At 60.7% G+C, this 16,629-nt stretch carries 10 protein-coding genes; 9 read left to right on the top strand and 1 reads right to left on the bottom strand.

Annotated elements, in window-relative coordinates; translation table 11 throughout:
• The first annotated feature begins 299 nt into the window (after positions 1 to 299).
• From PspS34_RS05210 to PspS34_RS05180, 7 genes are all read left to right on the top strand, one after another.
• Complete coding sequence (locus PspS34_RS05210; protein WP_150815323.1) at positions 300 to 1,928, top strand: glucan biosynthesis protein D; 1,629 nt, start codon at positions 300 to 302, stop codon at positions 1,926 to 1,928.
• Between the two features lie 277 nt (positions 1,929 to 2,205).
• Positions 2,206 to 3,120 (top strand): glutamate/aspartate ABC transporter substrate-binding protein, encoded by a 915-nt coding sequence (locus PspS34_RS05205; protein ID WP_154861835.1) that lies wholly within the window; start codon positions 2,206 to 2,208, stop codon positions 3,118 to 3,120.
• Between the two features lie 194 nt (positions 3,121 to 3,314).
• Positions 3,315 to 4,061 carry an amino acid ABC transporter permease gene (locus tag PspS34_RS05200; protein ID WP_057716225.1) on the top strand — a complete coding sequence of 249 codons (747 nt, stop codon included), beginning with the start codon at positions 3,315 to 3,317 and terminating at the stop codon, positions 4,059 to 4,061.
• Positions 4,061 to 4,732 (top strand): ABC transporter permease subunit, encoded by a 672-nt coding sequence (locus tag PspS34_RS05195; protein ID WP_057716226.1) that lies wholly within the window; start codon positions 4,061 to 4,063, stop codon positions 4,730 to 4,732. Before PspS34_RS05200 ends, PspS34_RS05195 begins: the two co-directional genes overlap by 1 nt.
• Positions 4,729 to 5,463 (top strand): amino acid ABC transporter ATP-binding protein, encoded by a 735-nt coding sequence (locus tag PspS34_RS05190; protein WP_057716227.1) that lies wholly within the window; start codon positions 4,729 to 4,731, stop codon positions 5,461 to 5,463. Before PspS34_RS05195 ends, PspS34_RS05190 begins: the two co-directional genes overlap by 4 nt.
• A 163-nt stretch (positions 5,464 to 5,626) precedes the next feature.
• Complete coding sequence (locus PspS34_RS05185; RefSeq protein ID WP_159389526.1) at positions 5,627 to 7,528, top strand: sensor histidine kinase; 1,902 nt, start codon at positions 5,627 to 5,629, stop codon at positions 7,526 to 7,528.
• Positions 7,525 to 8,853: a sigma-54 dependent transcriptional regulator gene (locus PspS34_RS05180; protein ID WP_150815089.1), complete on the top strand. Its 1,329-nt coding sequence runs from the start codon at positions 7,525 to 7,527 to the stop codon at positions 8,851 to 8,853. Before PspS34_RS05185 ends, PspS34_RS05180 begins: the two co-directional genes overlap by 4 nt.
• A 162-nt stretch (positions 8,854 to 9,015) precedes the next feature.
• On the opposite strand, the gene PspS34_RS05175 is transcribed toward PspS34_RS05180, so the two are convergent.
• Positions 9,016 to 10,047 carry an alpha/beta hydrolase gene (locus PspS34_RS05175; protein WP_154861837.1) on the bottom strand — a complete coding sequence of 344 codons (1,032 nt, stop codon included), beginning with the start codon at positions 10,045 to 10,047 and terminating at the stop codon, positions 9,016 to 9,018.
• A gap of 207 nt (positions 10,048 to 10,254) precedes the next feature.
• On the opposite strand from PspS34_RS05175, the gene PspS34_RS05170 reads away from it, so the two are divergent.
• Entirely contained in the window at positions 10,255 to 15,471 is a 5,217-nt protein-coding gene (locus PspS34_RS05170) for a DUF6543 domain-containing protein (protein ID WP_154861838.1), read from the top strand.
• Positions 15,472 to 15,588: 117 nt separating this feature from the next.
• A complete protein-coding gene (metR, locus tag PspS34_RS05165) occupies positions 15,589 to 16,506 on the top strand; it encodes a transcriptional regulator MetR (protein ID WP_007985733.1) in 918 nt (305 codons plus the stop codon).
• Positions 16,507 to 16,629 lie beyond the last annotated feature (123 nt).

Here is a 16,629-nt window from a genome sequence, read left to right as displayed (position 1 = left end):
TGTGCACAGAATAGAAATAATCCGGGCGCTGAAAAGCGGTTTTTAGAGTAATTAGTCGAAAAAAGCAGAAATGCCCTCTAAATCAGAAACCCCTGTCGGAATTGTTTCCCGACATGTCTTGTTTCATTGCCGAGCCAGCGCAGTGCCATCAATCAATTTTGCTCCGCATTCGAACGGTTTAAGCTGTCGGGCATCTGTTTATAAGTCCGTTGCGTTTGGCCGAAGGCATGTCCGAACCGATATTTCTGATCCAGCACGTGCCAGGAACGGCGCGGGATTGCTCACGACAGGTTGTATTTATGCACCGCAGGAACTTGCTCAAAGCCTCCATGGCCATCGCGGCCTACACCGGTTTGTCCGCCACGGGCCTGTTGGCCGCCAAGGCCTGGGCCGCCAGCGGTGGCACCGCTGATGGCGAGGCCACCGCGTTCGATTTCGAGGCGCTGAAGCTCCAGGCCAAACAGCTCGCCAGCAATCGCTACCAGGACACCAAGCAACAGTTGCCGCCGACCCTGGCGACCATGACCCCGCAGAATTTCAATGCGATTCGCTACGACGGCAATCATTCGTTGTGGAAAGAAAACAAGGGGCAGCTGGACGTGCAGTTCTTCCACGTCGGCATGGGGTTCAAGCAGCCGGTGCGCATGTACAGCGTCGATCCGAAAACCCGGATGGCCCGCGAGGTGCATTTCCGCCCGTCGCTGTTCAACTATGAAAACACCACGGTCGACACCGCACAGCTCAAGGGCGACCTGGGTTTCTCCGGCTTCAAGTTGTTCAAGGCCCCGGAACTGGACAAGCACGATGTCGTGTCCTTCCTCGGCGCCAGTTACTTCCGTGCGGTAGACGCCACCGGCCAGTACGGTTTGTCGGCCCGCGGCCTGGCGATCGACACCTACGCCAAGAAACGCGAAGAATTTCCCGACTTCACCAAGTTCTGGTTCGAGACACCGAACAAGGACAGCACCCGCTTCGTGGTCTACGCCCTGCTCGACTCGCCGAGCGCCACCGGCGCCTACCGCTTCGATATCGACTGCCAGGCCGAGCGCGTGGTGATGGAGGTCGATGCCCACGTCAACGCACGCACCGCCATCGACCAGCTAGGCATCGCGCCGATGACCAGCATGTTCAGTTGCGGCACCCACGAGCGCCGGATGTGCGACACCATTCACCCGCAAATCCACGACTCCGACCGCCTGGCCATGTGGCGCGGTAACGGCGAGTGGATCTGCCGCCCGCTGAACAACCCGGCCACCCTGCAATTCAATGCCTTCGCCGATACCGACCCGAAGGGCTTCGGCCTGGTGCAGACCGACCACGAGTTCGCCAGCTATCAGGACACCGTCGACTGGTACAGCCGTCGCCCGAGCCTGTGGGTAGAACCGACCACGGCGTGGGGCGAAGGCTCGGTCGATCTGCTGGAGATCCCGACAACCGGCGAGACCATGGACAACATCGTCGCCTTCTGGACGCCGAAGAAACCGGTGGCGGCCGGCGACTCACTGAACTACGGCTACAAGCTGTACTGGAGCGCATTGCCGCCAGTCGGAACGCCGCTGGCACGGGTCAATGCGACCCGCTCCGGGATGGGCGGCTTCACCGAAGGCTGGGCGCCGGGCGAACACTACCCGCCAGTCTGGGCCCGCCGTTTTGCCGTGGACTTCACCGGCGGTGGCCTGGACCGCTTGCCTGAAGGCGCGGGCATCGAGCCGGTGGTCACTTGCTCGAACGGCGAGGTCAAGGATTTCAGCGTCCTCAAGCTCGATGACATCAAGGGCTACCGCATCCTGTTTGACTGGTACCCGACCAATGACAGCGTGGAACCCGTCGAACTGCGCCTGTTCATCCGCACCAACGACCGTACGCTGAGTGAGACCTGGTTGTACCAGTACTTCCCGCCGGCGCCGGACAAGCGCAAATACCCCTGATGGCCGGGTAGCACCCCGCCACCATTCGGTTTTCCGAACGCGACCTGACGGTCGGTTCGGTTAACCGGACCACTTCACTGAAATTTCAGCGCACAAAATATTATTTTTCCTTACAAATCAATGATGTAACTAATAATGACTGGTCTGGCACGAGTCATGCTCTACACTTCTTCGACGAATGTCCTTTGCGCCGACTCATCGTAGCGCTCAGGTGTTTTGCAGCACAAAAGGGCCGATGAACTGGCTCCATAAAAAAAACAATGTCGAGGAAAATTTGATGCGCATCGTTCCCCATATCCTGGGCGCAGCCATTGCTGCCGCTCTGATCAGCACGCCAGTTTTCGCCGCCGAACTCACCGGCACCCTGAAGAAGATCAAAGAGTCCGGCACCATCACCCTGGGCCATCGCGACGCTTCCATTCCGTTTTCCTACATTGCCGACGCTACCGGCAAACCGGTCGGCTACTCCCACGACATCCAGCTGAAAGTCGTCGAAGCGCTGAAAAAAGACCTCGACATGCCGAACCTCCAGGTCAAGTACAACCTGGTGACTTCGCAAACCCGTATCCCTCTGGTGCAAAACGGCACCGTGGACCTCGAGTGCGGCTCCACCACCAACAACGTCGAGCGTCAGCAGCAAGTTGACTTCTCCGTTGGCATCTTCGAAATCGGTACTCGCCTGCTGTCCAAGGCCGACTCCAAGTACAAGGATTTCCCTGACCTGGCCGGCAAGAACGTCGTGACCACCGCTGGCACCACGTCCGAGCGCATCCTCAAGGCGATGAACGCCGACAAGCAGATGGGCATGAACGTCATCTCCGCCAAAGACCACGGCGAGTCCTTCCAGATGCTGGAAACCGGCCGCGCAGTGGCCTTCATGATGGACGACGCCCTGCTGGCCGGTGAAGCAGCCAAGGCCAAGAAGGCAAGTGACTGGGCCGTTACCGGCACTCCACAGTCCTACGAAATCTACGGCTGCATGGTGCGCAAAGGCGACGAGCCGTTCAAAAAGGCTGTGGATGACGCCATCAAGGCCACCTACGCATCGGGCGAGATCAACAAGATCTACGACAAGTGGTTCATGCAACCGATCCCGCCAAAAGGCCTGAACCTGAACTTCCCGATGAGCGACGAACTCAAGGCCCTGATCGCCAAACCGACTGATAAAGCGGCTGACGACAAGAAGTCCTGATTTCTGACTAACCTTATCTCCTGAGAGGGCCCTGGCCCTTTCAGGAGGTGGTCACTTCCTGCTGGAATTTTTTGGAAACACTCGAACCGGTGGCTGTCGAGCCGGGAGCGTGTGCCTGATCGTAAAGGTCGGGCGGGAACGGAGCTTCCCCCAAGCGGGCACTTGTACATCGATTGAACTGAGGGGAGACCCTAATGAATTACAACTGGGACTGGGGCGTGTTCTTCAAGTCCACCGGCGTGGGCAGCGAGACCTATTTCGACTGGTACGTGACCGGTCTGGCCTGGACCATCGGCATCGCCATCGCGGCCTGGATCATCGCCCTGACACTGGGCTCGATCCTGGGCGTCATGCGTACCGTGCCGAACCGCATCGTATCGGGCATCGCCACCTGCTACGTCGAACTCTTCCGTAACGTGCCGCTGCTGGTTCAGCTGTTCATCTGGTACTTCCTGGTACCCGACCTGCTGCCGGCGGACCTGCAAGAGTGGTACAAGCAGGATCTGAACCCGACCACCTCGGCCTTCCTCAGCGTCGTGGTGTGCCTGGGCCTGTTCACTACCGCCCGGGTTTGCGAACAGGTGCGCACCGGTATCCAGGCCCTGCCAAAAGGCCAGGAATCCGCGGCTCGCGCCATGGGTTTCAAGCTGCCGCAGATCTACTGGAACGTGCTGCTGCCCCAGGCCTACCGGATCATCATTCCGCCGCTTACCTCGGAATTCCTGAACGTCTTCAAGAACACCTCCGTGGCCTCGCTGATCGGTTTGATGGAGCTGCTCGCGCAGACCAAGCAGACCGCTGAGTTCTCCGCCAACCTGTTCGAAGCCTTCACCCTGGCAACGCTGATCTACTTCACCCTGAACATGAGCCTGATGTTGCTGATGCGCGTGGTCGAGAAGAAAGTCGCCGTACCGGGCCTGATTTCCGTAGGGGGTAAATGATGGAATTCGACTTCTCGGGCATCATCCCGTCCCTGCCGGGCCTGTGGAACGGCATGATCATGACCCTCAAGCTGATGGCCATGGGCGTGATCGGCGGCATCATCCTCGGCACCATCCTGGCGTTGATGCGTCTGTCCCACAACAAAGTGCTGTCGAACATCGCCGGCGCGTACGTAAACTATTTCCGCTCGATCCCCTTGCTGCTGGTGATCACCTGGTTCTACCTGGCGGTACCGTTCGTGCTGCGCTGGATCACCGGCGAAGACACACCGATCGGCGCGTTCGCCTCGTGCATCGTGGCGTTCATGATGTTCGAAGCGGCGTACTTCTGCGAAATAGTCCGCGCCGGTGTGCAGTCGATTCCCAAGGGCCAGATGGGTGCTGCCCAGGCACTGGGCATGTCTTACGGCCAGATGATGCGCCTGATCATCCTGCCGCAAGCGTTCCGCAAGATGACGCCGCTGTTGCTGCAACAGAGCATCATCCTGTTTCAGGACACCTCGCTGGTCTACGCCGTCGGCCTGGTGGACTTCCTCAATGCTTCGCGCGCCAGTGGCGACATCATTGGCCGCTCCAATGAGTTCCTGATTTTCGCGGGTCTCGTGTACTTCATCATCAGCTTTGCCGCCTCGCAGCTGGTCAAGCGTCTGCAAAAAAGGTTCGCCGTATGATCTCTATCAAAAGCATCAACAAGTGGTATGGGGACTTCCAGGTACTGACTGATTGCAGCACCGAGGTCAAGAAAGGTGAAGTGATCGTGGTGTGCGGGCCATCCGGTTCCGGCAAGTCGACCCTGATCAAGTGCGTCAACGCCCTGGAACCGTTCCAGAAAGGCGACATCGTGGTCGACGGCACCTCCATCGCCGACCCGAAGACCAACCTGCCGAAACTGCGTTCGCGCGTGGGCATGGTGTTCCAGCATTTCGAGCTGTTCCCGCACCTGACCATCACCGAAAACCTGACCATCGCGCAGATCAAGGTGTTGGGCCGCAGCAAAGAAGAGGCCACCAAGAAAGGCCTGCAACTGCTCGAGCGCGTCGGTCTCTCGGCCCACGCCCACAAGCATCCTGGCCAACTGTCCGGCGGTCAGCAGCAGCGTGTGGCGATTGCCCGTGCGCTGGCGATGGACCCGATCGTCATGCTGTTCGACGAACCGACCTCGGCGCTCGACCCGGAAATGGTCAACGAAGTGCTCGACGTGATGGTGCAACTGGCCCACGAAGGCATGACCATGATGTGCGTGACCCACGAAATGGGCTTCGCCCGTAAAGTGGCCGACCGCGTGATTTTCATGGACCAGGGCAAGATCATCGAAGACTGCAAGAAAGAAGAGTTCTTCGGTGACATCAATGCCCGCGCGGAGCGTACGCAGCACTTCCTCAACAAGATTCTGCAGCACTAAGAAAAACACCGCTCCCAAAATGTGGGAGCGGGCTTGCTCGCGAAGACGGCGGCACATCCAACATAGATGTGACTGACACACCGCTTTCGCGAGCAAGCCCGCTCCCACACTGGTTCAGTGGTGATCTTGAGATTTGCGTTGTGGTTGACCCAAGGCATCTGTGATGAAATGCGACCCCACTCTTTATCGCGCCACGTCGCCATCACTCGCCGTGAAACCCCGTCTGGTTCGTCATTTGTTCCTGCCGCCGCTGATCATCGCCATGATGATCGGCCTGGGCTATATCGGCTTCTGGATCAGTGAGCACTACGGCATCCGCAGCCTCAGCGAAAACGGCCAGCGCCAGCTGGAACTGCACGCGCGCGCCGTCGAAAGCGAAATCAGCAAATACACCTACCTGCCCAGCCTGCTGGAACTCGAAACCAGCGTTTCGCAGTTGCTGGCCGACCCGAACCCGGAACACCGACAGACGGTCAACGATTACCTCGAAGGCCTGAACCGGCGCAGCCGCAGTCGGGCCATCTACGTGATGGACACCACCGGTCGCGTCATGGCCACCAGCAACTGGCGCGATGTCGACAGTTACCTGGGTGAAGACCTGTCCTTTCGCGCCTATTTCCAGAACGCCGTGCGCGGTCAGCCGGGGCGTTTCTATGGCATCGGCAGCACCAACGGCGAACCCGGTTACTACCTGGCCCATGGCCTGGAAGAACACGGCAAGATCATCGGCGTCGCCGTGGTCAAGGTCCGCCTGGAAGCCATGGAAGAACGCTGGCAACGGGCTCGCCTGGAAGCCTTCGTCAGCGACGAAAACGGCATCATCATTCTTTCCAGCGATCCGGCACGGCGCTTGAAATCGGTGGTGCCGCTGAGCGAAGAAACCAAGGAAAAACTCGCCCGCAGCCTGCAGTACTACTGGTTCCCGCTCAACGAACTGCAGCCGCTGGCCCGGGAAACCCTGTCCGAAGGCGTCGAAAAACTCACGTTCCCGGCCAACAGCGAGCTGGTGTCCGACGATGAAAACATCAGCTATCTGGCGCAAACCCGGCCCTTGAGCGATACGCCGTGGAATTTCACCCTGCTCACGCCACTCCAGGACTTGCGCCGCGAAGCGATCAACCAAGGGATCCTGGTGGCCGTGGCGTTTGCCCTCCTGGCGTTCCTTTTGATCGCCTGGAACGAGCGGCGCAAGGTGATCGCCACCCGCCTCGCAGCCCGGGAAGCCTTGCAGGAAGCCAACAATCAGCTGGAGCGTCGGATTACCGAACGCACCACCGACCTGCGCGCCAGCAACGAACGGCTCAAGGGCCAGATCCGCGAACGCCGGCTCGCCGAAGAGACTTTGCGCCGCGCCCAGGATGAACTGGTACAGGCCGGAAAACTCGCGGCTATCGGCCAGATGTCCACCAGCATCGCCCACGAACTGAACCAGCCGCTGGCGGCGCTGCGCACCTTGTCCGGTAATACCGTACGCTTCCTCGAACGCGGCCAGCTCGACGTAGCCAGCACCAACCTCAAGACTATCAACGAATTGATCGACCGCATGGGCCGGATCACCGCGAGCCTGCGCTCGTTCGCCCGGCGCGGAGACGACAAAGGCCAGGCCTGCCTCGGCAAAGCGGTGGACGCGGCCCTGCAATTGCTAGGCGCCCGCGTGGAAAATATTCAGCTGCAGTTACACCGCGACTTCACCGATGTGCAGGTGCAGATCGACCAGACCCGCCTGGAGCAGATTCTGGTCAACCTGATCGGCAACGCCCTCGACGCCATGCAAGCGCAGCCGCAACCCGAGCTGTGGCTCGAAGGCGAAGCGTTCGATGGCAAATACCGCCTGCGGGTGCGTGACAACGGCCACGGCATCGACGCCGAAGCGCGCAAGCACCTGTTCGAACCGTTTTTCACCACCAAACCCGGCGAACAGGGCCTGGGCCTGGGCCTGACCCTTTCCGCCAGCCTCGCCGCCGCCACCGGCGGCCACCTGGGTGTCGAGCACCCGGCCAGCGGTGGTACTGCATTCGTCCTCAGTTTACCGTTGGTAAGCCCCACTCTCGCCGAGCCAATATGAACAACGACCTTAGTGTATTGATCGTCGAAGACGACCCCCATGTGCTGCTCGGCTGCCAACAGGCGCTGACCCTGGAAGACATTCCCTGCATTGGCGTGGGCAGCGCCGAAGAGGCCCTGGAGCGGGTCGGCGACAACTTCGCCGGCATCGTCGTCAGCGACATTCGCCTGCCGGGCATCGATGGCCTGGAACTGCTGACACGACTCAAGGAGCGCGACCGCAGCCTGCCGGTGGTGCTGATCACCGGGCACGGCGACATCTCCATGGCCGTCGGCGCGATGCAGAAAGGCGCCTACGACTTCATGGAAAAGCCGTTTTCCCCGGAGCGTCTGGTGGACGTGGCCCGCCGCGCACTGGAGCAACGCAGCCTGGCGCGGGAAGTCTCCTCGTTACGTCGGCAACTGGCCGAGCGCGATTCCCTCGAAGGGCGGATCATCGGCCGTTCGCCAGCCATGCAGAACTTGCGCGAACTGATCGCCAACGTCGCCGACACCTCGGCCAACGTGCTGATCGAGGGTGAAACCGGCACTGGCAAAGAACTGGTCGCTCGTTGCCTGCATGATTTCAGTCGGCGCCACACCAAACAGTTCGTCGCACTGAACTGCGGCGGCCTGCCGGAAAACCTGTTCGAAAGCGAAATTTTCGGCCACGAGGCCAACGCCTTTACCGGCGCGGGCAAACGGCGGATCGGCAAGATCGAACACGCCGACGGCGGCACGCTGTTCCTCGACGAAGTGGAAAGCATGCCCCTGCCCTTGCAGATCAAACTGCTGCGGGTATTACAGGAGCGCACCCTCGAACGCCTCGGTTCTAACCAGAGCGTTGCGGTGGATTGCCGCGTCATCGCTGCGACCAAATCCGACCTCGTCGAGTCGAGCAAGGCCGGCGAGTTCCGCAGCGACCTGTATTACCGCCTCAACGTGGTGACCCTGGAACTGCCGCCGCTGCGCGAGCGCCGCGAAGACATCCTGCAACTGTTCGAACACTTTTTGCAGCAGTCGTCCCTACGCTTCGACCGCACGGTGCCGGAGCTGGACAACCAGACCGTTTCGAACCTGATGAGCCACGACTGGCCGGGTAACGTGCGTGAACTGCGCAACGTTGCCGAGCGCTTTGCCCTGGGCCTGCCGGCGTTCAAGAAAACCGGTGCCGGTGGCGGCAATCAGGGCCTGGCCTTTGCCGAAGCAGTGGAAGCGTTCGAGCGCAATCTGCTCAGCGACGCCTTGCAACGCAGCGGCGGCAACCTGACCCAGGCCAGCCAGGAACTGGGCATGGCCAAGACCACTCTGTTCGACAAAGTGAAAAAGTACGGCCTGAGCCATTAAGCGAGACCTGCCGCCCGAAACTGGCGTGGTTACGCTTTCACAGCTGAATGCATTCCCCTGTGGGAGCGGGCTTGCTCGCGAAGAGGGCATATCAGTTGGCATTTAAGTTGACTGACACACCGCTTTCGCGAGCAAGCCCGCTCCCACATAGGATCGGGGGGGTTACAGGAGGTTGTGATCGACCACAGGCTCGATTTGCGCCCAATGTGAAGTGTCTTCTCGGTGCTCGCGCAAGTACGGCAACACCGCCGCCAGCAACGGCGCCTTGAACGCCTCCTGGAAACGATGGGCCAGGCCCGGAATCAAGATCAACTGACTGCCGCGCAGATGCGCCGCCAGATGCACTCCGTGCATCACCGGCAACAGCGGGTCGGCGGTGCCATGCACCACCAGCGCCGGCACCCGCAACTGATTGAGCAGGGTCACCCGGCTCGGCTCGGCGAGAATGGCCATGATCTGGCGTTTCACGCCCTCGGGATTGAACGCCCGGTCATAGGACTGCGCCGCCTGATGCAGCAACGCCTGGCGATCGTCGGTCACTATCGGGCTGCCCAGCGCCGCCAGCAAGTCGGCCTGTTGCTCCAGGGCCACTTCGCGGTTCGGTGCGCCGCGTCTCGCCAGTAACTGCACCAGCGCCGCACTCGGTGCCGGCAAGCCTTCGGCACCGGAGGTGGTCATGATCAGGGTCAGACTCTCGACCCGTTGCGGAGCCATGGCAGCCATGTGCTGGGCAATCATGCCGCCCATGCTGGCGCCCAACACGTGGAATTGATCGATGTGCAAGGCGTCCATCAAGCCCAGGCCATCGTCGGCCATGTCGGTCAGCGAGTACGGTGACGACACCGGCAATCCGAGTTTGTAGCGCAGCACTTCGAAGGTCAGGTTGGCGTCGGCCGGTGCTTGCCGCCAGGTCGACAGGCCGACATCGCGATTGTCATAGCGGATCACCCGGAACCCCTGCTGGCACAGGGCGACAACCACCTCGTCCGGCCAGTGAATCAATTGCCCGCCCAGCCCCATCACCAGCAGCAATGCCGGATCCGACGCACGGCCAATGCTCTGGTACGCCAGGCTTACCTGGGCCAGATCCACCCGTTCGGTCGGAACATTGACATCACAACGCGAAGCCGCCAGGGACGGCAGGCCGAATAAAAAGGCGGCCAAAAAAACAAATCTTGATAAGAAAACACGCATGAAGAAACACCAAAACGCAGAACCCCAGTAGAGCGCGAGTCTGATGAAGTTTGTTCAAGCGCACTGCCACAGTTACGTGACAGTTTGATGAAGAGTGCCGGACGGTCGTCAGACCAGACAGCGGCACGCGATAACTATGTACCACCATGCCTCTTCTCGAACGAACTTTAATGGCCCCGATTTTTTCACCCATCGGAGTCCTTCTTCATGCACGAATCACCTACCGCACCGCTGGCCGACTTCGGCCACGTCTCCTCATTGGCCCGAGACACGGATGAAAACCTGTACCTGAGCGCCTCGGCGCGCTGGAACGACTGCTGCGATCAATGGCTGGCCCTCATGGCGCAGAACCCGCAAGTTCCCTTGACCACGAACTGGTGGCAGGCACGCGCACGCGGTACCGACGTTTCACGCAAGGCACAGGCCATCCGCTTGTATCGCCAGCATTTCGAAGCGTCGTGCCAATTGGCATTTGCCCAGGGCACCTTGAATGCCGAACAGTTCAATGTGCTGCTGGATCTCGTCAACCCGGCAGCGCAGACAACCTCCCCCGAGATTCTGGTTTACGTCGAGACCCTGTCGCTCAGGGGCAACAGCGGTCTGACTGACGAACTGCCGGGCGCCCTGGTCATTACCCGCAACACCGACCAACCGGTCACCCAGTTGCTGTATCTGCCGTCTCGACCAGCGCCCTGGATGACCTTTGAAAATCGCAACAGTCTGGAACGCTGGTTGTTCCAGCAGCAACCTGAACCCGAGGCCAGCCACGTCACGGTCGATTACACCGTATTGGACACCCCGCAGCTGACGAAAAGTGCCGAGTCCCTTTTGGCGGGACTGGCCACAGCCCCTGCCGAGCGGCAACGCAACGACCGTGTTTTTGCCTCGCCCACCGACCTGCCCCTGCCGGATACAAGCAACGACATCGCCCCGTTCGGGCAACTGAGCCCCGACGTTCCCTTCAGTCTGCGTCACAGCGCTTTAGTGCAACAGCAAACGGCACTGCAAAACTTTCTGGGGCCGGACTTTGCAGGCACCACCGACGACCCGCGCATGCAGAGGCTGCAACAGCAATTCGACGCCCTGCGCGCCGCCGAACAGGCCAGCAGTGAGGCCGCAAGTGCCCTGTTAAGCGCCGACGATGCACCGCAACTGCTGGAACTACGCCACTCGTCGGGCACACATTACAAGGCCCTGTACCAGGCGCGCCTGAGTGGCCTGCGTGCCGAAGCCGACCTGCAATTGAGCCTGAATCAGATCAGCAGCGATGAATATCAGTGGCTGACGGCCGTGCTCGACGCACCCGAAAAACCTCGACCGGCCGATGTGGTGGTCGCCCGACTGGTGTTGACCGCGACTGACAGCGAAGACGACACCCTCCGCACGCACACCCAGGAGCTCGACGGTGTACTGCTGTTTGCCCGGCCATCGGCATTGCTGCCGTCTGCCAGCGACAGCGTGTTGCTCTACTGGCCCGGACATTTCGGCGGCCTGCAACGGTTCGCCTCCCGCCAGGCACTGGAGCAGAAGATGTTCAGGCAGCCGGCCAACGACGACACGCAAGCGCTGCAACTTTTGCCGTTGGCCGGCAACCCGATCGAGTACACCCTGCAAACCCAGCTTCACAGTTGTGAACAGCATGCGACGCGGCTGATGACCGCCAACCCCGTGCCCTCCCATGCCGGCCAGCGGGCGGCGGAACTGGAAAAACTGCGTGAACAGACGCTCGCCCGCCTGACCGTCCCCACTGTCTCCGCGCGGGAGCTGGCCTTCGCACACATCGTCGAGCAAAACCGCGGCGCCACGCTGGCAACACACTTGCCGTCGTCCCTCAGCGCACTGTCCGCGGTCGAACGCGATCGGCTCAAGGCGTTGTTCACCGCCTACATCGCGGCGATGAAGCGCTCCCATCGACTGCTTGAACGGGAACTGCCACTGCGCGAGTCATTCAGCAAAAAGGCTATCGACGCCCGCCTGCGCAAAGACTTCGCCCTGACGCAAAACGTTGAGGTGTTGCTGGACATCCCCGACACCACCACGTGGCGCAAGGTGCTTATCGAGGGCGCTGCGCCGGGAACACCGCAAAAGAATGTACTGACTGGCAGCCAGCAGCGCAGCCTGTTGTCCCTCGCCGAACTGGCGCAAGGCAATATCGATCAGTCGATGTGGTATCGGGTGTCGCTGATGCAGGTCGAGATCAGCGGCGCCGACGAGGGGCAACGGCAGAAGCTGAAAACCGGCATCACCCAGGACTATTTGCGCAACATGGTCACCGAGCTGGATCTGGCCGGGAAATACGAAAGGCTGATTCGCGAGACCTTCCTTGGCGCCCCTGGCGCCTCGGCCTTCAGCAATGAATTTCGTCGTGAATGCCTGAGCGAACCGTGGCGGCTGATGCTCCAGTTGCACGGCGAATTCGCCGTGCTGGCCAAGGACATCGACGTCTCGGGCCAACGCGTGCTGCAGATCGCCATCGACGCCAACAGTCGTGAAGCCTTTGCGGTCGACGGCAAGCGCATCGTGTTGTTGCCTGCGCACCTGACCGTTGGCAGCACGGACACGCCGGGCGAGGGGCCGAGCACCCTGGCCGGGGTGACTTTTATCGTCGAGCAGATCAGCGGCCTGACCCTGCTCTATCGGCCTGACTGCCCCGATGGGGTGTTTGTGCGTCAGTTCGACAGCCTTGAACAGGCGCGGACGTTCCTCTTCAACCAATGCCTGAACAGCACGATGGTCAACTATTTGGCCGGTCGCGCCCTGACCGGGGAATTTGCCTCGCACGTCAGCCGGATCAACCAGGCCCGGGTGAAAAACTTTGATGCCCTGATCGGCGTCGGCACCGCCTGGCTGGCCAGCACATCCCTGGCAGCGCATCTGCTCAATGTGCATATGGGCCGTTTGCTGGAGGCGCATCGGTCGACATCGCGCTCCAACGATGCCTTGTATCTGGAGCACGTCGCGCTGCGCTCCGGGGCCATGTTCAACTACTTGAAAATGGCGCTGGGCGTCGTGCCTTTCATCGGTACCGCCATTGCCCTGTACGACGCCTGGAACAGCGCCAATCAGGCAGCGGCGGCCTTCCTGCGCGGTGATGTCGGCCATGGCCTGGCCGAGGTGGAAGCCGTGTTGCTGTCGTTGATCGACGCAGCCATGGATGTGCTGCCCGTTGCTGGCGCCGCTTCCAGCGCCGCGCGCGCCGCCACTCGCGGGCGACAATTGCGCGCCCTGACCAGACAACCGGGCGCCTTGCAGGTCTCGACCCCGCAGCAGGTCCGACGCACCCTCGAACGCTTCAGGGGCTATGAGTACGAACACGAGATTTCCTTCGCCGGCCTGCAACCGGGCACCGAAGGGATTTATCGCAACGTTTATCGCCACGCCGACGGCGACTTCATGGTCCGCCAGGGTCGTATCTATCGCATCGAATTGACCGACAACCCACCGCAGTGGCGCTTGAGTGCTACCAGCAGCCGAACCTACAAACAACCCATCGCCCTGGATGAAAGCGGCCACTGGAACACCCATTACGCGGTGTACGGCACCGTGACGGCAGGCGGCGGTGCCGGTGGCGGCGCGGTGCTCGGTCATCTGGCTGACGGCCTCGACCCGCTCTGGCCCGCCGCCATTCGCCGTTGGCTGCCGCGCTGGTGGACGGACCGGGCATTGCGACGCCAGTTGACGTTGACCAACACCGCCGACGCCTATACCCGGCGACTCGGGACCCAGACTCGCAGTTCCAACACTGTGCTGGAACATTACTTCAGCCTTGACCGGGAGCAGCGCCAACCGCTTCGAGCCAATGCCGACATTCTTTGCGTGAACGACCTCGAGCTGGCGCAGGCCCAGTACCTGAACCTTGAAGAACTGATGCTGATCAGCCACGGCCGCAGACGCATGCTGGTCGAAGATGCTCAAAGCCGCTGCGCCTGGGTCATCGTCGACCGAGTGGTGCGGCGAATCAGTTTGGTCAAGGAGCGCCTGGTGGAACAGCTCAACCGCATCGATCAGATGATTGCCCGTTCGGAGGCAACGCCGTTCAGCAATACCGACGCACACATTCAACTGATGGCGCAACGCAAGGAATTGCGAATCGAGTTTCTCAAGGACTTGGACCGGCTTCATACACAGGTTGCAGAAGCCAATCGATGGAACGGGCGGATCACCAACCGCATGCAAAAATCAAAGATGGCCGCGGATATGGCCATGCTTAACGAAAAATTCAGCGATGCCAATTACTACTACCTGAAAACGGCGAATGAGCTGGAGATCATCACTCACTACACCGCTGTCTCCGACCAGTCCTGGGTCTACTTTCACGTACAGTTGAAACAGGCCCGCAACAAGGTCGGACGAGCGCTGCTGACCCAACATCAATTGCCTGAAGTACAGGCCACGTTTACCCAGCGAAACAAAGTGCTCGAAGATTGCCTGGCGACCTACGCCGAATTTCGTCGCAATCTCGGGGCCTGGGTGCTGGGCTATCCGCAGCATCTGGATCTGGAGCAGGTCACGGCGTTTCTCGACAATCTGGCAGAAGTCGAAGCGGCGGCTCGCCATGCCATCAAGACACGCCCATCCAACAGTGCAAAAGCGGGAAATGCGTCAAAGCAGCTGTTCGAGACGGAAGACAATCAGTTGCTCATCGGCATCGCCAGCACGGATACCGCAACCCGCCAACAGCGCTTCACCGTCGAGGGTGCAAATGGGTTCAGGGAAACCTGGCTACCCCGTTCCTCCAGCGGCAAATATCATCTCAGTGAGCCCGTGGCGGCAGCGCCAACGGAACTTGTGACCGATATCACGCCATTGCTGGTGGAGGCCAGAAAAAGGCTCGGCACCGTAGATGTTTACAAAAGCAAAGTCGAAGGCTACGCCCGTCAGGACATGTTGCCGGTCGATCTGGAACACATGATGATCAGTGAAGCTGCGGAACTGAACATGCGAGCCCGGGCCATCGAACGCCTGTCGCCCACGGAGACGGTCGCGCTGCAATTGCGCAATCGCGCGAATGACTTGACCCGTGCCGGCCGCACGTTGCGTATTGAGCAGACCCTGAACAGCAAAACCCCCACCGAGGGCTATCTGGACTATCTGCTTGAACAACGCGTGGTGGACATCCGCAAGGAGGGCGGCCTGCGCGATCTGGGCAAACGCACGGATGGACGCAGGGATTTCCTCCAGGAGTACGAGGTGCGCGACCTGCGTAGCGAACCCGCGCAACCCCTGTGGTACGCACACTTCCACTACACCTCGGCCAAGCCCCAGTTCAGCGACTTCGTCAAAGGCCATCTGAAACTGCCGGAACAACGCAACCTGGGCCTGCAATGGCAGAAGGACGTGGCCGCCAGTGGCGGTACGGTCGAGGCGATCTGGCGCGGAGACATCGGCAAAACGCTGGGCAACAAACACTTTTCCTCGCTGTAAAGCAACAACGGCGGAGCACGCCATGTGCTCCGCCGTGCTTGTGGTCGACAGCGGCATCAACATGAGACAAACTCAACCTTTTCGATTTATCGACAAGTTTTCCTCATGGAGCCTCCGGTGCTTGAAATCCGTCACCTCAAGACCCTGCACGCCTTGCGCGAAGCCGACAGCCTGGTGGATGCGGCCGATCGCCTGCACTTGACCCAGTCAGCCCTGTCCCACCAGTTCAAGGAGCTGGAGGAGCGCATGGGCATGCCGCTGTTCGTGCGCAAGACCAAACCGGTGCGCTTCACCAGCGCCGGTTTGCGCCTGCTGCAACTGGCCGACGCTACCCTGCCGCTGCTGCGCGCCGCCGAGCGCGACATCAGTCGCCTGGCCGGTGGCACCGCCGGTCGTCTGCACATGGCGATCGAGTGCCACAGTTGCTTCCAGTGGTTGATGCCGACCATCGACCAGTTCCGCGACGCCTGGCCGGAAGTCGAACTGGACCTGGCCTCGGGGTTTTCCTTCGCCCCGCTGCCAGCCCTGGCCCGTGGCGACCTGGACCTGGTGGTGACCTCCGATCCGGTGGACCTGGCCGGGATCACCTATGTACCCCTGTTCACTTATGAAGCGATGCTCGCGGTGGCCAACCAGCACCGCCTGGCCAGCAAGGCTTATATCGTCCCCGAAGACCTGCTCCCGGAAACCTTGATCACCTACCCGGTGGAACGGGACCGGCTGGACATCTTCACCCGCTTCCTCGAACCCGCCGACATCGAACCGGCCCAGGTCCGCACCTCGGAACTGACAGTGATGATGATGCAACTGGTGGCCAGCGGTCGCGGCGTGTGCGGCATGCCCCATTGGGCACTGCATGAATACAGCTCGCGAGGCTATGTGAAAGCCAAGCGGCTGGGTGAGAAAGGCTTGTTCGCCACGCTGTATGCGGCGATCCGCGCCGACATGCTGGATGCGCCGTACATGCGCGACTTCTTGCTGACGGCCAAGGACACGTCGTTTTCAACGCTGGATGGAGTCAGCGCCGTTCGCTAGAACAATCAGACGATGCGGTCTTTGTGGCGAGGGGGCTTGCCCCCGTTCGGCTGCGAAGCAGTCGCGAAAACTGCAAGCGCAATGTGTCTGAAGAAATGCTGGGGAGCGCTTCGCACTCCAACG

The sequence above is a fragment of the Pseudomonas sp. S34 genome, assembly GCF_009866745.1.
Classification (GTDB): domain Bacteria; phylum Pseudomonadota; class Gammaproteobacteria; order Pseudomonadales; family Pseudomonadaceae; genus Aquipseudomonas; species Aquipseudomonas jessenii.
The sequence above is the reverse complement of the archived record's forward strand: the minus strand, read 5'-3'. Positions and strand labels throughout refer to the sequence as shown.